General features: G+C 67.7%; 15 protein-coding genes. 11 read left to right on the top strand and 4 right to left on the bottom strand.

The genetic code is table 11. The features are described from left to right. Positions 1-231: 231 nt before the first annotated feature. Genes serA through bla form a run of 4 tightly spaced genes read left to right on the top strand, consistent with a single transcriptional unit; the run spans position 232 to position 3358 of the window. A complete protein-coding gene (gene serA, locus AC3RCC_RS06405; protein ID WP_492257954.1) occupies positions 232-1821 on the top strand; it encodes a phosphoglycerate dehydrogenase in 1590 nt (529 codons plus the stop codon). Positions 1822-1875: 54 nt separating this feature from the next. Continuing rightward, complete coding sequence (locus AC3RCC_RS06400; protein ID WP_492257953.1) at positions 1876-2088, top strand: DUF1902 domain-containing protein; 213 nt, start codon at positions 1876-1878, stop codon at positions 2086-2088. After that, on the top strand, positions 2088-2282 hold the full coding sequence (locus tag AC3RCC_RS06395; RefSeq protein WP_492257952.1) for a type II toxin-antitoxin system HicA family toxin: 195 nt from the start codon (positions 2088-2090) through the stop codon (positions 2280-2282). Before AC3RCC_RS06400 ends, AC3RCC_RS06395 begins: the two co-directional genes overlap by 1 nt. 59 nt (positions 2283-2341) lie before the next feature. After that, entirely contained in the window at positions 2342-3358 is a 1017-nt protein-coding gene (gene bla, locus AC3RCC_RS06390; RefSeq protein ID WP_492257951.1) for a class A beta-lactamase, read from the top strand. Positions 3359-3361: 3 nt separating this feature from the next. On the opposite strand, the gene AC3RCC_RS06385 is transcribed toward bla, so the two are convergent. After that, positions 3362-4267, bottom strand: coding sequence for a DMT family transporter (locus tag AC3RCC_RS06385; protein WP_291642312.1), 906 nt, complete (start codon positions 4265-4267; stop codon positions 3362-3364). Between the two features lie 113 nt (positions 4268-4380). Between AC3RCC_RS06385 and AC3RCC_RS06380 the strand changes: the two genes are divergently transcribed. Then, a complete protein-coding gene (locus AC3RCC_RS06380; RefSeq protein ID WP_492257950.1) occupies positions 4381-5262 on the top strand; it encodes a type 1 glutamine amidotransferase in 882 nt (293 codons plus the stop codon). 126 nt (positions 5263-5388) lie between these two features. Here AC3RCC_RS06380 and AC3RCC_RS06375 read toward each other — a convergent pair whose 3' ends face one another. After that, positions 5389-5994 (bottom strand): NAD(P)H-dependent oxidoreductase, encoded by a 606-nt coding sequence (locus tag AC3RCC_RS06375; RefSeq protein WP_492257949.1) that lies wholly within the window; start codon positions 5992-5994, stop codon positions 5389-5391. A gap of 76 nt (positions 5995-6070) precedes the next feature. Between AC3RCC_RS06375 and AC3RCC_RS06370 the strand changes: the two genes are divergently transcribed. The 3 genes from AC3RCC_RS06370 (at position 6071) to AC3RCC_RS06360 (ending at position 10490) form a co-directional block, all read left to right on the top strand. After that, positions 6071-6679, top strand: a complete 609-nt coding sequence (locus AC3RCC_RS06370; protein ID WP_492257948.1) for a TetR/AcrR family transcriptional regulator — start codon at positions 6071-6073, stop codon at positions 6677-6679. Positions 6680-6762: 83 nt separating this feature from the next. After that, on the top strand, positions 6763-8385 hold the full coding sequence (locus AC3RCC_RS06365) for an ABC-F family ATP-binding cassette domain-containing protein (protein ID WP_291642303.1): 1623 nt from the start codon (positions 6763-6765) through the stop codon (positions 8383-8385). Between the two features lie 416 nt (positions 8386-8801). Continuing rightward, positions 8802-10490, top strand: a complete 1689-nt coding sequence (locus tag AC3RCC_RS06360) for a mucoidy inhibitor MuiA family protein (protein ID WP_492257947.1) — start codon at positions 8802-8804, stop codon at positions 10488-10490. A gap of 162 nt (positions 10491-10652) precedes the next feature. Here the strand turns inward: AC3RCC_RS06360 and AC3RCC_RS06355 are convergent, their stop codons facing one another. Beyond that, the gene (locus AC3RCC_RS06355) at positions 10653-11864 is read right to left on the bottom strand and encodes an amidohydrolase (protein WP_492257946.1); all 1212 of its coding nucleotides are present in this window, start codon (positions 11862-11864) and stop codon (positions 10653-10655) included. A gap of 338 nt (positions 11865-12202) precedes the next feature. Here AC3RCC_RS06355 and AC3RCC_RS06350 point away from each other — a divergent pair, with 338 nt between their 5' ends. Further along, positions 12203-12946, top strand: coding sequence for a peptidoglycan-binding domain-containing protein (locus AC3RCC_RS06350; protein WP_291642249.1), 744 nt, complete (start codon positions 12203-12205; stop codon positions 12944-12946). Positions 12947-12954: 8 nt separating this feature from the next. On the opposite strand, the gene AC3RCC_RS06345 is transcribed toward AC3RCC_RS06350, so the two are convergent. Further along, positions 12955-13533: a tyrosine phosphatase family protein gene (locus tag AC3RCC_RS06345; RefSeq protein ID WP_291642251.1), complete on the bottom strand. Its 579-nt coding sequence runs from the start codon at positions 13531-13533 to the stop codon at positions 12955-12957. Between the two features lie 477 nt (positions 13534-14010). Here AC3RCC_RS06345 and AC3RCC_RS06340 point away from each other — a divergent pair, with 477 nt between their 5' ends. Then, positions 14011-15303 carry an adenylosuccinate synthase gene (locus tag AC3RCC_RS06340; protein WP_291642268.1) on the top strand — a complete coding sequence of 431 codons (1293 nt, stop codon included), beginning with the start codon at positions 14011-14013 and terminating at the stop codon, positions 15301-15303. Between the two features lie 31 nt (positions 15304-15334). Further along, entirely contained in the window at positions 15335-16567 is a 1233-nt protein-coding gene (locus AC3RCC_RS06335; protein WP_492257945.1) for a serine/threonine-protein kinase, read from the top strand. Positions 16568-16662 lie beyond the last annotated feature (95 nt).

The raw sequence follows: 16662 nt of genomic DNA, 5'->3' as shown, positions 1-16662 counted from the left end.
TCCAGAGTATTTTCGAGCGAAGTGGACACCGGTTCGCGTGAAGAAAATACGATAAAACAAAAACTTGGAGCAGTTTCACGAGAATCGCGAAACCGCTCTAGAACCGCAGCGTTATACCCGTCATGGGTTCCGGGTTCGGCTTCGCCGCCCCGGAATGACCGGCGGGGTCCCCTCCCCCTTCTCAGCGCCGAAACGCTCCTCGTGCAGCGCGGCGCCGCCGGAGCCATCATCATGACCGCCCCCAAAGTCCTGATTTCGGACGCCCTCTCCCCCGCCGCCGTGCAGATCTTTCGGGATCGCGGCATCGACGTGACCTTCGATCCGGCCCTCGGCAAGGACAAGGACAGGCTCGCCGCCGTGATCGGCGACTATGACGGCCTCGCCATCCGCTCGGCGACCAAGGCCACCGCAAAGCTGCTCGCCGAGGCGAAGAACCTCAAGGTGATCGGCCGCGCCGGCATCGGCGTCGACAATGTCGAGATCCCGGCCGCCACGGCGCGCGGCATCATCGTGATGAACACGCCCTTCGGCAATTCGATCACCACCGCCGAGCACGCCATCGCCATGATGTTCGCGCTCGCCCGCCAGATCCCGGCCGCCGACCTCTCGACCCAGGCCGGGAAGTGGGAGAAGAACCGCTTCATGGGCGTCGAGATCACCGCCAAGACGCTCGGCCTGATCGGCTGCGGCAATATCGGCTCGATCGTCGCCGAGCGCGCCATCGGCCTGCGCATGCGCGTCATCGCCTTCGACCCCTATCTCTCGCCGGAACGCGCCGTGCAACTCGGCGTCGAGAAGGTCGAGCTCGACGAGCTCCTGAAGCGCGCCGACTTCATCACCCTCCACGTCCCGATGACCGAGAAGACCAGGAACATCCTCTCGGCGGAAAACCTCGCCAAGACCAGGAAGGGCGTGCGCATCATCAACTGCGCCCGTGGCGGTCTCGTCGACGAGGCGGCCCTCGCCGATCTCATCAAGTCCGGCCATGTCGCCGGCGCCGCCTTCGACGTGTTTTCGCAGGAGCCGGCCGAGACGAACCCGCTCTTCGGTCTGGAGAACGTCGTCTGCACGCCGCATCTCGGCGCGAGCACCAACGAGGCGCAGGAGAACGTCGCCCTCCAGGTCGCCGAGCAGATGAGCGACTATCTGCTCAAGGGCGCGATCACCAATGCGGTGAACTTCCCCTCGATCTCGGCCGAGGAAGCGCCGCGGATCAAGCCCTTCGTCGATCTCGCCGAAAAGCTCGGCTCCTTCCTCGGCCAGCTCACCGAGGCGCAGGTCAAGGGCATCCGCATCGAGTACGAAGGCGCGGTCGCCAAGCTCAACCTGAAGGCGATCTCGGCCGCCGCCATCACCGGCGTGCTGCGCCCCTTCCTGCCGGAGATCAACATGGTCAACGCGACCATGATCGCCAAGGAGAAGGGCATCGTCGTCGAGGAGCTGACCCGCGAGGTCGCCGGCAATCTCGAAAGCGTCATCCGCATCGTCGTCGAGGCGCAGGACATGCCGCGCCACGCCTCCGGCACCGTCTTCCATGACGGCAAGCCGCGCATCATCGAGATCCGCGACATCCAGGTCGACGCCGAATTCGCGCCGCACATGCTCTATGTCCGCAATGCCGACAAGCCGGGCTTCATCGGCCAGTTCGGCTCCGTGCTCGGCGAGGCCGGCGTCAATGTCGCGACCTTCAATCTCGGCCGCGACAAGCCGGGCGGCGACGCGATCTGCTATGTCGCCGTCGACGAGGCGATCTCGGACGAGCTGCTCGCCAAGATCCACGAGATCCCGATGGTCAAGCGGGCTCGCCGCCTGAAGTTCTGAAGGCTGCGCAATGGTGGTGCGCATGCTATATCTCTCCGGAACGGAGAATTGCGCATGCGCATCGTCACCTTCGACGTCCGCCGTGACGACGATGCCGGCGTCTGGTACGCCAGTTCGACCAGCGATGCCGGCATCGTCACGGAGGCCGCGACGATCGAGGACCTGCGCGAGCGGCTGAAACTGCTCGTGCCGGATTTCCTGGAGACCGAGGAAGAACTCCGGCTCGACCTCGACATCAAGGTCTCGGACATCGTTCAGGCGGCTTGATGGTCGAGATCGGCCCGCGGCTGAAACGTATCCTGCGCAAGGCTGGCTACGAGTATTACCGATCAGCCAAGGGCGACCATGAGATCTGGCGCCATCCGGAAACCCAGAAGCAGGTCTCGCTCGACGCCGGCACGAAATCCCGCCACACGGCGAATGAGATTCTCAAGCAGGCCGGCCTGCCGAAAGCGTTCTGAGCGCCCAAACGGCGCCGCAATCACCCTCCCCTGTGGCAGCCCGCCACAGGGGATTTTTCATGCCGACCCGCCGAGCCTTCGCCCAAGCCTTCGCCTGCTCCGCCGCCCTCATCCTTCTCGCCGCCTCGCCCGCCTTCGCCGACTGGGACAAGGCAAGGCTCGATGCCGGGATCAAATCGATCGAGCAAATGGCGAAAGGGCGCCTCGGCGTCGCGCTCCTCGACCTCAGGGATCGCAAGAGCTGGTCGCATCGCGGCACCGAGCCCTTCCCGATGCAGAGCGTGTTCAAGCTGCCGCTCGCGGTCGCGGTGCTGCAGGCGGTCGAGGCCGGAAAGCTGAAGCTCGACCAGAAGATCAGCGTCACCCGCAACGATCTCTCGCTCTATCACAGCCCGCTGGCGAAGGGCTTCAAGGGCGAGCGCAACGACTACACGCTGCGCGATCTCCTCACCCGCTCGACGGCCGAGAGCGACAACACCGCCGCCGATCTCTTGCTGCGCCTGATCGGCGGGCCGCAGGTGCTGACCGCGATGCTGCGGGATGGCGGCGTTCCCGGCATCTCGGTCGACCGCTATGAGCGCGTCTTCCAGCCGGAGATTCTCGGCCTGCCCGGCTATCGCTGGGACGCGGCGATCGACACCGCCGCCTTCTACAAGGCGATCCAGGCGATCCCGGCTGCCCAGCGACGCAAGACGCTGGAAGCCTCGCTCAAGGACAGGCGCGACGCCGCCAGCCCCGATGCCTCGGCCGCCTTTCTCGAGGCGTTCGCCAAGGGCAACTGGCTGCGCGAGCCCGCGCACACCGCCCTCCTCGACAAGATCATGCTGGAAACCAAGACGGGACCGCAGCGGATCCGGGCCGGTCTGCCCGACGGCGCGCGCTTTGCCCACAAGACCGGGCTCGGCCCGAGCGCCGACGGGCTCAACCACGCCACCAACGATATCGGCATCGTCACATTGCCGGATGGCCGCCGCTTCGCCATCGCGGTCTATCTCGCCGGGTCACAGGCCGATGCCAAGGCTCGCGAAGCCGCCCATGCGGCGGTCGCGCGGCTGGCGGTGGAGAGTCTGCGCTGAGGCTCAGCGCCTGCGCTCGGCGATCCAGATCCCGCCGAGCACCAGCGCCAGTGCCAGCCCGTGATAGAGCGCGAGGTGCTCGCCGAGAATGAGCACCGCGAGCACCGGCGCGAACACCGGCACGAGGTTGACGAAGACACCGGCGCGGCCGGGGCCGATCAATTCGATCGCCCGCATGAAGAAGAGCTGCGACGCCAGCGAGGGGCCCACCACGACATAGATCAGGATCAGCCAGCCTGTCAGTGTCGGCCAAAAGGCCTCGCCGGTGGCGATCTCGGCCGCGAGAAGCGGCAGCGAAACCAGGCAGGCGACCATCGCCATCGCGGTGAAAAAGATCAGCCCGGGCATGGGCGGGCGCGTGCGGATGCCGACGGTATAGCCGGCATAGAGCAGGCAGGCGATGATCATCCAGAGATCGCCGGGCACGAAGCTGAGCTGAAGCAGGGTATGCCAGTCGCCGCGGCTCGCCGTGACGAGCACGCCCAGAATGGTGACGGAGACGCCGAGCGCCTGCAGCCCGCCGATCGGGGTCCGAAAGGCGAGAAAGGCGCCGAGCAACACGAAGACCGGGATCGAGCCCTGCAGAATGCCGATATTGATCGCGGTGGTCGAGTAGGCCGCGATGTACATCAGCGTATTGAAGGCGGTGAAGCCGAAGGTACCGAGCAGCGTCACCTTGAGCCAGTTCGCCTTCAGCACCGGCCAGTGCTCGCGCAGCCCCTGCCGGAACAGATAGGGCATGACGGCGCAGACCAGGACCCAGCGCAGCGAGGTCAGCGTCATCGGCGCGATATGGCCGACAGCGAGCCGGCTGGCTACGGCGTTGCCGGCCCAGAGCAGGGTGGTCAGCGTCAGCAGAAGATAGGCATTGGCCCAGATTCGCTGAGGAAGGGAGGCGGCCGGCTGCAAGATGCACGATCCTCATATCTGCGGAGCGCTTGCATAGCCTTGCAGGCAGCGCTTCTCCTATGAGAGGAGGCGCAACACAGCCCGTCGCCACACGCAATCGTGCCGAGGAAGCCATGAATCTGTTCGCCCCCAAGCCGCTCCGCGTCCTCGTCGTCGACGGCTACAAGCGCGCACAGCGCGAGGAGTACGCGCGCGACAGCGGCGCGACACCGGGCGAGGCCTATGCCGCCGAGCTCCGGCGGATCGAGCCCTCTCTGGTCACGGACATCTGCCTGCCCGCCGACGAGGGCGCCAATCTGCCCGATGGCAGCGGGCTCGCCTCCTATGACGGCATCGCCCTGACCGGCTCGTCCCTGCACATCCACAGCCCGGAACCGGCAGTGACCCGGCAGATCGAATTGATGCGGGCGATCTACCCGAGCGCTACGCCCTGCTTCGGCTCCTGCTGGGGCATCCAGATCGCGGCCGTCGCCGCCGGCGGCAGCGTCGCGCTCAATCCGAACGGGCTGGAGATCGGCTTCGCCCGCCGCATCGCCAAGACTGAGGCCGGCACCGCGCATCCGCTGCTCGCCGGCCGTCCGGCCGCCTTCGACGCACCGGCGATCCATTTCGACAGCATCGTCGCCCCGCCGGACGACGCCACCATCCTCGCCGCGAACACGATGAGCCCGATCCAGGCGGCCGAGTTCCGCCAGGACGGCGGCACCTTCTGGGGCGTGCAGTACCATCCGGAATTCTCGCTGCGCCTGATCGCCACGATCCTGCGTCGGCATAGCAAGGCGCTGATCGAGCGCGGCTTCCGCCGCGACGAGGCCGAAACGATCTCCTGGATCGCCGATCTCGATGCGCTCGACGCCGATCCCGCCCGCCGCGACCTCGCCTGGGCGCATGGGCTGGACGAAGAGGTGCTCGACCCGGTCAGGCGCGTGACCGAGCTCAGGAACTTCCTGGAGATGCGGGTGAAGCCAGAGGCGAGCCTGCGCGGGCGGGCTTGAATTTCTCCGTCATGCTCGCCCTTGTGGCGAGCATCCACGTTTTGAACACCTCATTCGCACGAAGAAGACGTGGATGGTCGGGACAGGCCCGACCATGACGGACATCGCGACGCCTGGAACGATAGATTACGCAGCGTCGGCCACCTTGCTCACGGCCGTCCCGAACACCCTGCCGCCGAGCACGCGCGCCGTATCGAGATGCTCCGACATCTCCGGCACCGGCACCAAGAGTTCCGAGGTCACCACCGGCGCGCCGCAATAGCCGAAGATGCCGTGGTCGATCTGGGTCCGCATCGCGCCGAAATAGCCGTGGCGGGCATAGGTGCGCATGTCGGCCCCGGCGACCGCGACGAGATGGACCGGCAGGTGCTGCAGCTTCCTCACCGTCTTCCCACCTTCCAGCTCATCATAGGCCCAGCCATTGGCGAAGACGCGCTCGATCCAGCCCTTCATCAGCGCCGGCATCGACCACCAATAGACCGGGTAGACCAGCACCAGCGCATCGGCCCGGTCGACCCGCATCTGCTCGAAGGCGATGTCGGCGGGCTGGGCGATCTCGCGGCGATGGGCCGCGAGGTCGTTCAGCGTGAAGCTCGGATCGAAGCCCTCCCTGGCGAGATCGGCGATCTCGGCGCTGTGACCGGCGCCGGAGACGCCCTCGGCCAGCTTCTGCGCCACGGCTTGGCTGAGCGAGGCGGGATCGGGATGGGCGACGACGACGAGGGCGTGCATGCGAAATCTCCGCTGTGATTGCGATCGGCGGTCGATCGCTATATACTTTCAGTAAGTTACTTTTGGTATATAAAACATGTCAAGCACGGAACCCAGCCTGCCACGCCGTCAGCGCCTGACGCGCGAGGAGCGCCAGCGCCAGCTGATCGAGACCGCCTGGCGGATCGTCGGCGAGGAAGGGACGGACGCCCTGACGCTCGGGCGCCTGGCCGAATGGGCCGGGGTGACCAAGCCGGTGGTCTACAGCCACTTCCCGACCCGCAGCGCCCTGTTGATCGCGCTCTATCGCGACTTCGACATGCGCGAATACGCGGTCATGGAGGCGGCGCTCGAAAGCAGCGAGGCCAGCCTCGCGGGCAAGGCGGGCGCGATCGCCTCCTCCTATGTCGACTGCGTGCTGGCTCAGGGGCGCGAGATCCCCGGCGTCATGGCAGCGCTTGCCGGCTCGCCCGAGCTCGCCGCCGTCAAGCGCGATTGCGACCTGATTTTCCTGGAGAAATGCCGGGGCCTGCTGGCGCCTTTCGCCGCCGGCAGGACGATCAAGACCGCCGGCTTGCGCGCCATGCTCGGCGCCGCCGAAGCCCTGGCGCACGCCGCAGCGACGCAAGAGATCGGCGCCGACGAGGCGAAGCGCGAGCTGTTCGAGACGATCGCCGCCATGGTCGCGCGCAGCGCAAGGGGCTGATCCGGCACGCTGCGGGGTTCCGTGCGCGTCCCGCAGCCTGTAAACGCGCGGCAATTCCAGATCTCGAAAACCTCCCGGACCCCATGATTCGCCTCGAAAGCATCGGCAAGCAGAACGGCCGCCAGATCATCTTCATCGAGGCCTCGGCCGCCTTGCAGAGGGGCGAGAAGATCGGCCTGGTCGGCCCAAACGGTGCCGGCAAGACCACCCTGTTCCGGATGATCACCGGTGAGGAACTCCCGGATGAGGGCCAGGTCTCGGTCGATCGCGGCACCACCATCGGCTATTTCAGCCAGGATGTCGGCGATATGGCCGGCCGTAGCGCCGTCTCCGAGGTGATGGACGGCGCCGGCCCGGTCAGCTCTGTCGCGGCCGAGCTGAAGGAGCTCGAGGCGGCGCTCGGCGATCCCGACCGGGCCGACGAGATGGAGGATCTCATCGCCCGCTATGGCGAGGTGCAGGGCCGTTTCGAGGAGCTTGACGGCTACGCGCTCGACGGCCGCGCCCGCGAGGTGCTCGCCGGCCTCGGCTTCAGCCAGGAGATGATGGAGGGCGATGTCGGCGCGCTCTCCGGCGGCTGGAAGATGCGCGTCGCGCTCGCCCGCATCCTGCTGATGCGCCCGGACGCCATGCTGCTCGACGAGCCGAGCAACCATCTCGACCTCGAAAGCCTGATCTGGCTGGAGAGCTTCCTCAAAGGCTATGACGGCGCCCTCTTGATGACCTCGCACGACCGCGAGTTCATGAACCGCATCGTCGGCAAGATCGTCGAGATCGACGGTGGCACCCTCACCAGCTATTCCGGCGATTACGAATTCTACCAGCAGCAGCGGGCTCTGGCCGAGAAGCAGCAGCAGGCGCAGTTCGAGCGCCAGCAGGCGATGCTCGCCAAGGAGATCGCCTTCATCGAGCGTTTCAAGGCCCGCGCCTCGCATGCCGCGCAGGTGCAGAGCCGCGTCAAGAAGCTCGACAAGATCGACCGGGTCGAGCCGCCGCGCCGCCGCCAGACCGTGCAGTTCGAGTTCCAGCCGGCGCCGCGCTCCGGCGAGGACGTCGCCACGCTGAAGAACGTCCATGTCCGCTATGGCAGCCGCAGCATCTATGAGGGGCTCGACTTCCAGGTCCGTCGCAAGGAGCGCTGGTGCGTGATGGGCGTCAACGGCGCCGGCAAATCGACGCTGCTGAAGCTCGTCGCCGGCTCATCGAAGCCCGATGACGGATCCGTCGCCATCGGCGCGAGCGTCAAGATGGGCTATTTTGCCCAGCACGCCATGGAGCTGCTCGACGGCGACGCCACCGTCTTCGAGTCGCTGGAAGGCTCCTTCCCGCAGGCCGGCCAGGGCTCGCTGCGGGCGCTCGCCGGCTGCTTCGGCTTCTCGGGCGACGATGTCGAGAAGCGCTGTCGTTTCCTCTCCGGCGGCGAGAAGGCAAGGCTCGTCATGGCGAAAATGCTCTACGACCCGCCGAACTTCCTCGTGCTGGACGAGCCGACCAACCATCTCGACATCGCCACCAAGGAGATGCTGATCACGGCGCTCGCGCAGTACGAGGGCACCATGCTCTTCGTCAGCCACGACCGGCATTTCCTGGCGGCGCTCTCGAACCGGGTGCTCGAGCTGACCCCGGACGGCGTCCATCTCTATGGCGGCGGCTACACCGAATATGTCGCCAGCACCGGCCAGGAGGCGCCGGGGCTGCGCAGCTGATTTCCTTCCCCCTTGCGGGCGAAGGTGGCCCGCAGGGCCGGATGAGGCGTCGCACAGGCCTTTCACGTCGTGGTCGGGCTCGTCCCGACCATCCACGTCTTCGCTGGTCGAGTGTCGTACTCCAGGACATGGATGCTCGCCGCAAGGGCGAGCACGACGGAAAGATCACGCGCCCCCCGCCCCTGCCCGTCCCCGCAAGGGCGGGGGGTTTTCCGCGCCTCCTCGCGTTTCGAACTCATGCATCCCTCGCTCCCCTGACGCAGCGAAAACCATCCTGGCGACGGCAAGGGGCTGCCATCGTCGCCGGGCGGTGGTCATGCCCTCGCGGCGCCTTTCCACCTTCCGGCCCAATTCCGCCCTCGCCGCGCCGAAATCCCTCGGGCAAATCGCGGCCGCGTGATTTGTCGGGGGACAGCATGATGATGAAGACCGGATTGGCCGCAGCCTTGTTTCTCGCCCCGGGCCTGGCCGGCGCCGCCGAGATCGAGCTCGCCTCGCAGATCGACCGCGTCACCGTCTATCCGGACGGCGCCGTGGTAACCCGCCTCGGCAAGGCCACCCTCCTGCAGGGCGTCTCGCAGATCGTGCTGCGTGGCCTGCCGGCGACCGTCGATCCCGCCTCGATCCGGGTCGAGGCGGAAGGCGACGGCCCCTTCACGATCGGCGCGGTCGATGTCCGCCAGATTCCCGGCGAGGCCCGCCCTGCCGTCGACGCCGCCCTGGAAGGCAAGATCAGGGCCCTGCAAGGCGAGAAGGCGAAGCTCTCGGGCGAGGTCAGCGCCGTCGAGGCCAAACGCGCGACGATCGAGAATTTCGGCAGGACCGGCCCCGACAAGCTCGGCCCCGACGGCAAGGCGCTGCCGGTCACCGACTGGCCGGCGATCTTCGATGCGATCGGCACCGCTCTGGTCAAGGTGCAGGGCGAATTGCTGACCCTGCGCAACCGCATTTCCGATCTCGACGCCGAGATCGCGGCGCTGGAGAAGGCCCGCCCGCATGGCGCCCGCGCCGGCCAGCCCAGGCGCGAGGTCGCCATCGCCGTCGAGGCGAAGGCGCCGGTCGCGGCCGAGATCGCGGTCAGCTACCGCGTCTCGGGCGCGAGCTGGCTGCCGGTCTACGAGGCGAGGCTGACCACCGGCAACGCCAATGGCGGCGCCGAGATCGTCTTCACCCGCCGCGCCGAACTGCGCCAGCGCACCGGCGAGGACTGGAGCGAGGTCGCTGTCGAACTCTCGACGACACGCTCGGCGCAAGGAACGCGGGCGCCGGAGTTGAGCCCCTTGCGCATCGCTTTCTACGAGCCGCCGGTGGTCTATGAGGAGCGGGCGCGTGCCCTGCGGCAGGAAGCCGAACGCGCGGGCCGGCCGCCCGCTCTGGCGATAGCCCCCGTCCCCGCCTCGCCGGAGCCCGCCGCCGACGCCCTCCAGAAGCAGCAGGCCGAGGTGCAGACCGCCGGCATCAGCGCCGGCGCCTATCAGGCGAGCTTCATGGTCCCGGGCCGGGTCTCCATCCCGCCGGACGGCTCCAGCAAGGCGGTGGTGCTGACGCAAGGCAAGCTCAAGCCCGAGCTCGCCGCCCGCGCCACGCCGGAACTGGAGGAGAAGGCCTATCTCGAGGCGAGCTTCAGCCATGAGGACGAGGCGCCGCTGCTCGCCGGCGAGGTCTATCTGCACCGTGACGGCGCCTATATCGGCAAGGGGCGCCTCCGGCAGGTCGCGCCCGGCGACAAGGTCGAGCTCGGCTTCGGCGCCGATGACCGCATCAAGGTGACGCGCGCGCCGGTGCGCCGGCGCGAAAACGATTCCGGCTGGCTCGGTTCGACCCGCACCGACCAGCGTGAGTTCAAGACGGTGGTGAAGAGCCTGCACGCCCAGCCGGTGAAGCTCACCGTGATCGAGCGCGTGCCCTTCTCGGAGAACAGCGCGATCACCGTCGAGCTGTTGTCGCAGAGCACGCCGCCGACCGAGAAGCAGGTCGGCGACAAGCGCGGCGTCTCGGCCTGGAGCTTCGAGCTCGCTCCCGGCGCGCAGAAGGAGATCCGCCTCGCCTACCGGATCAAGTATCCCGGCGACCGCGAGGTCGTCTTCGACCAGACGCGGCGGTAGCTCGCTCCCTTCTCCCCTTGCGGGAGAAGGTGCCCCGAAGGGGCGGATGAGGGGTCGCGCAGCTCGGCGAAATTGGCAGGCCGCCAGCCGAGCCAACGATCCGCGTCGCGAGACCCCTCACCCTAGCCCTCTCCCGCAGGGGGAGAGGGGACAGGTCCCGCCCTATTCCGCAGCGGCGACCTGCCAGCCCTGGCCGAGTTCCTGTTCGACGAGGCCGACCCAGTAGCGCACGCCGGCCGGGATGATCGCGTCGTTGAAGTCGTAGAGCGGGGTGTGCAGGCCCTTGAAGGAGCCGTCCGCCTCGACGCCGTTGCCGATGCGCATGAAGGCGCCGGGGCAGACCAGCATCATCTCGGCGAAGTCCTCGCCGCCCGTGCCGCGCAGCATCTGGCCGTTGACATGCGCGGGATCGACGGCGGACGAGGCCGCTGCGACAGCGACCTTGACCTGCTCGGCCGCGTTGACCAGCGGGCTGGTGCCGCGATGGTAATGGGCGTCCGCCTCGCAGCCCCAGGCCTGCGCCGTCGCAGCCGCGAGCTCGGCGATGCGCCGCTCCACCAGAGCCCGCACATCCTGCGAATAGGTCCGCGCCGTGCCGCCGATGACCAGTTCCGAGGGGATGACGTTCGAGGCGTTCTCGTCGCCGCCATGGATGAAGCCGACGCTGATCACGGCGGTGTCGAGCGGCGCGACATTGCGGCCGATGATGCCCTGCAGGCCGAGCACGAAATGCGCCTGCGCATAAGTGATGTCGGTCGAGCGGTGCGGCTGCGAGCCGCCATGACCGCCGACGCCGCGGAAGCTCACCTTCCAGGAATCGGCCGCCGCCAGGAACGGGCCGACGGCCGTGCCGAAATGCGAGGCCGGCACGCCCGGCGTGTTGTGCAGACCGTAGATGGCGTCGCAGGGGAAGCGCTCGAACAGCCCGTCCGCGAGCATGGCATTGGCGCCGCCACGGCCCTCCTCGGCCGGCTGGAAGATCAGGTTGACCGTGCCGCCGAAATCCCGGTTCTCGGCGAGATAGCGCCCGGCCGCGAGCAGCATGGTAGTATGCCCGTCATGGCCGCAGGCATGCATCCGGCCGGGAAATTTCGAGGCATGCGGCAGCCCGGTCAGCTCCTCGAGGGCGAGGCAGTCCATGTCGGCCCGCAGGCCGATGGCGCGCTGGCCAGGCCCCTTGCCGCGGATGACGCCGACGACACCGGTCTGGCCGATATTCTCGGTGACCTCGACGCCCCATTCGCGCAGCTTGTCGGCGACGAGCTTGGCCGTGCGATGCTCTTCCAGGCCGAGCTCGGGATGGGCATGGATGTCGCGGCGGATCGTCGTGAACACGGCATGGTTCTGGCCGAGCCAGTCGTCGAGCTTCGTCATGGTCACGTTCCCCTGCTTGCGGCTGTTTTTGAAGCATGGCCCGTGCCATCGCCATCCGCCGTCCCTTGAAGTCATAGGGCCGTTCGCCGCCAGATCACTCTGCAAACGCGGCAAAACAGCCATGCTTCGGAAGACTGACGCCCCTTTCGACACCGTTCGCCCAACGCGATCCGACTACCCCGCGACGAAGCGGGACACAGGCTTGTCTCGCGATCGGGAGGCCCAGCCCGGTCATGGCGCAACCTTGAATTGACTCCGCAAATGCCGCTGCCAAGCTGCTCGCCGAAGCGGCCGTGCGGGCGCCGGCCGGTCTCCCCTGAGCGATGCAGGAGGCGGCGATGATCCAGAAGAAGGGCTCGACCGGGCCCCTTGTCTTCACGATCCAGGAACAGCTCAATCTGCGCATGCCGGCGAACGCCAACCGCGCCGCGCTGAAGACCAATGGTCAGTTCGACGCCGCAACCGAAAAGCGCGTCAGGGAATTCCAGGCGATGATGAACCTGACGGTCACGGGCATCGTCGACGACGTCACCTCTGCGGTGATCACCCAGTCTTCATTCGAGTACGAAGCTATCCCGCGTCCGATCGTCATCCTGCAGAACACGAGCCGCTATCATTGCTGGGCAGCCGCCCTCTCCTCCTGGACCCAGGCCATCCCCCGGGTGAAGACGATCAGCCTCTGGCAGGCGCTGGAGGACTACAGGAAGGTCGCCGGAGCGCTCGACGAGGACAATGAAGGGATGACGACGCGTGGCTGGACCCAGGTCGTCAAGCGCTGGGGGCTGCAATTCAAGGCCTATGGCGGCAGCAAGGGCGCCGATATCGACGATCTGACGATCGACAAGATCTGGCGCCAGGCGAAGGCGCGGGGCCCGATGCTGATCGCCTATAACCTCCCCGACACGGATGGCGAGGTCGCCCACACCATCGTCGCCTATGGCGTCTTCATCGGCTTCAGCGAAGACAATCCCAATTTCCGCGGCTATCGCGTCTGGTGCATGAACCCATGGCGGATCGGCCGGCAGATGATGCCGTTGGCCGATATCCGCACGGGCGGGGCAGCGCTGGTGATGTGGAAATAGCCGGCCGCTCAGCCCGCCATCTCGACCTCGGCGCTGCGGCCGAGATCGGCCATCCACTGGCGGTAGCGCGGCTGCGCCTCGAGCTGGAGCGCATAATGCCGGCGCAGCGCGTCCGTGAGCCGGCCGCGACGCTTCAGCGCCTGATCCGCGAAGCCGATCATCACCGAATTCGGCCAGGCCTGCGGCCGGATCGCGCGGAGGCGCGCGAACAGCGCATCCTCGCTCTCGTCGGCGTGGACCTGCGCGATCAGCGAGAGCATCGCCGCGGTCGAGCGCGAAATGCCCATATGGCAGTGGACCAGCAGATGTCCCTCGTGGCGCTGCTCCGCCGATTCGCGCAGCTTCGCGCCGAAACCGAGGATCTCGTCGACATGCGCCTGCGTCGGGTGCACGCGGCCTTCCTGCGGCGTGATGATGTCGTGGAAGCGCAGGGTCGTGCGTTCATGCGCCTCATAGGCCAGGAAGGATTCGAGCTCCGGCAGGTCCGGATCGAGCAGCGAGAGCACATGGCTGACCTTGCGCTGGCTCTGCGCCGGCAGCTCTTCGATGCCGCAAATGGTCAGCGTCGAAATGGCGATCGGTTGCATCGTAGCGGGCCCCTGCATGACGGATGAGCCCGGGTTAATCCTCCTCGCCCGCCCGGGCAACAGCGATAGCCGCAGGGCTGCCCCTCACCCGCCGGCACGAGCGCCCGCACCGGGCGGAACCACAGCACGGGATATTGCCGCGAAGGGGCGACCAAACGCCGCCCTTATCGACCGGTCAGCGCCTGGCGACGGGCGGAATCGACCGGTGCGCGGCCAATTCTTCCCCGGTTTTCCCGGTCTCAGCCTTGACCTCGCCATGCTCTTGGAGGAAGAGGGGTTGCAAGGACCTCCCCGAAACCCCGGCCTTGCGCCGGGGTTTTCGTTTGTGCGGGCGCCTTGCGTCGGTGTGCTTTCGCTTCGGCCCGAATCGGCTGTCCGAAGCGAGTTTCGCGCCGGCCCGTTCTGGAGCATGGCCCGGTCGCGGAAGTGATGCCACTTCCGCCGTCGGGCTTCGGCAGCGAGAGAAAGGTCACCGCCATGGCGAACGTGGTCGTGGTCGGCGCCCAGTGGGGCGACGAAGGCAAGGGCAAGATCGTCGACTGGCTGTCGAGCCAGGCCGATGTGGTCGTCAGGTTCCAGGGTGGCCATAATGCCGGCCACACGCTCGTCATCGACGGCGTGGTCTACAAGCTCTCCTTGCTGCCCTCGGGCATCGTGCGCCCCGGCAAGCTCTCGGTCATCGGCAACGGCGTCGTCGTCGATCCCTGGCATCTCGTCGAGGAGATCGCCCGGCTGCGCGCCCAGGGCGTCGAGATCAGCCCTGCGAATCTGCGGATCGCCGACAATGCGACGCTGATCCTGCCGCTGCATCGTGAACTCGACCATTTCCGCGAGACCTCGAACACCACGCTGAAGATCGGCACGACCAAGCGTGGCATCGGCCCCGCCTATGAAGACAAGGTCGGCCGCCGCGCCATCCGTGTCGTCGACCTCAAGGACCGCACGATCCTCGAAGCCAAGATCGAGCGGCTGCTGGCCCATCACAACGCGCTGCGCCGCGGCCTCGGCATCGCCGAGATCGACGGCAAGGAATTGCTCGCGCAACTGCTCGGCATCGCCGACGAGATCCTGCCCTTCGCCGACACGGTCTGGGCCCTGCTCGACACCGAGCGCCGCGCCGGCAAGCGCATCCTGTTCGAGGGCGCCCAGGGTGCCCTGCTCGATGTCGACCACGGCACCTATCCCTTCGTCACCTCCTCCAACATCGTCGCCGGCCAGGCCGCGACCGGCTCGGGCCTCGGCCCCTCCGCCGTCGGCTATGTGCTGGGCATCGCCAAGGCCTATACGACCCGCGTCGGCGAAGGACCGTTCCCGACCGAGCTCCACGACGAGATCGGCGAGCTGATCGGCCAGAAGGGCAAGGAATTCGGCGTCGTCACCGGCCGCAAGCGCCGCTGCGGCTGGTTCGACGCCTGCCTCGTCCGCCAGACCGTCAAGACCTCGGGCATCGACGGCATCGCGCTGACCAAGCTCGACATTCTCGACGGCTTCGCCGAGATCAAGGTCTGCATCGGCTATCGTCTCGACGGGCAGGTCCTCGAGCATCTGCCCGCCGGGCAGCGCGATCAGGCCCGCGTCGAGCCGATCTACGAGACCATTCCCGGCTGGGAAGGCTCGACCGCCGGCGCTCGCTCCTGGGCCGACCTTCCCGCCCAGGCGATCAAATATGTGCGCCGCATCGAGGAACTGATCGGAGCATCCGTCTCGGTGCTTTCGACCAGCCCGGAGCGCGACGACACGATCCTGGTCCAGAATCCGTTCGAGGGTTGACGGACCGGAACAACACGGACATTTGAGGCCAATGGCCGATTTCCACCCCATTCTGGCGCGGGCGATTGCCGGGCTGACCGACAAGTCGCCCGAGGCGCGTCGGGCGGTCTATGACCGGGCCCGCGCCGCTCTGCTCTCACAGCTGCGCAGCCTCGATCCTCCGCTTTCGGAGGCCGACATCACCCGTGAGCGGCTTTCGCTCGACGAGGCGGTCTCGCGCATCGAGGCCGAGATCGCGCTCGCCGAGGCGATCGAACCGAGCTTTCCGCCGCTGCCCGCGGACGAGCGGCGCGACCCCGCTCCCGCACCGCTCCCGGTGCCGGAGCGAGACCCGCCAGAGCCACGCCCCTCCCCTGCTCCCGCTCCGGCGGCCGAACAGATCTTCGACGAGCGTCCGGCGATACGCGAAGAGGCGGTCCCGACCCGGCCGCGCGTCGCCCCGCCCCGTGCGCGCGGCGTCAACCCCGGCCATGTCCGCACCGCCGTCGTCGGTGCCGGTGTCGCACTCGCCGTCGCGGTGATCGCCGGCGCCGCCTATTACGTCAACAAGATCAATCCGCCACCGGAGCCGACCGTCAGGCCCCGCGCCGAAGCGTCGGCCCAGCCGCCGGCCGAGCAGTCCGGCAAGATCAGCGAACGGGCCGGAGCCGAGGCGCCCGCCTCGCCGCAGGGCGGCACGCAGCGCGGACCGGCCGTTCCCGGCGCCGCCAGCGACGTCGCCGTCGCCCAGCGCGCCGTGCTCTATATCGAGGTGCCGGACGCGCCGCAGCAGCCGCGCACCGTCCCCGGCCGCGTCTTCTGGCGGCTCGATAGCGACACCGTCGGCCAGGGCCAGCCGGTCGAGACGATCGTGCGCGCCACCGTCGAGATTCCCGACGCCGGCCTCGCGCTCGACTTCACCATCCGCCGCAACACCGACCAGGCCTTCCCGGCCTCGCATATCATCGGCATGCGCTTCACCACCACCGGCGAAGCGGCGAGCGACACGGTCCGGGAAGTCGGCGTGCCGCAGTTCAAGACCGATGAGGGCGAGCGTGGCGCGCCGCTCTCGGCGATTTCTTCGGCACTGGGCGAGAATCTCTTCGTCGCGGCCTTGTCGAATGTCCAGGTCGAGGCCGACCGCAATCTCGACCTGCTCCAGACGAGGTCCTGGATCGACCTGCCGATTCGCTTCGCCTCCGGCCGCCGCGGCATCATCACCTTCGAGAAGGGCGTCTCCGGCAGCCAGACCATCGCCGACGCGCTCGCGCGCTGGCGCGGCTGAGCCCCGCTACGAGCGCCTACCCAGCCGCCGGGCCGAGCTTCTCGGCGGCAGAGTGCAGCCCTCTGGTCACGCGCCCGGATCTATTGACCAGAGGA

The organism is Allobosea sp. GW823-FHT01F03, from assembly GCF_058798075.1.
Note: the sequence above shows the minus strand (reverse complement) of the source record. Positions and strands in the feature narration are given on the sequence as shown.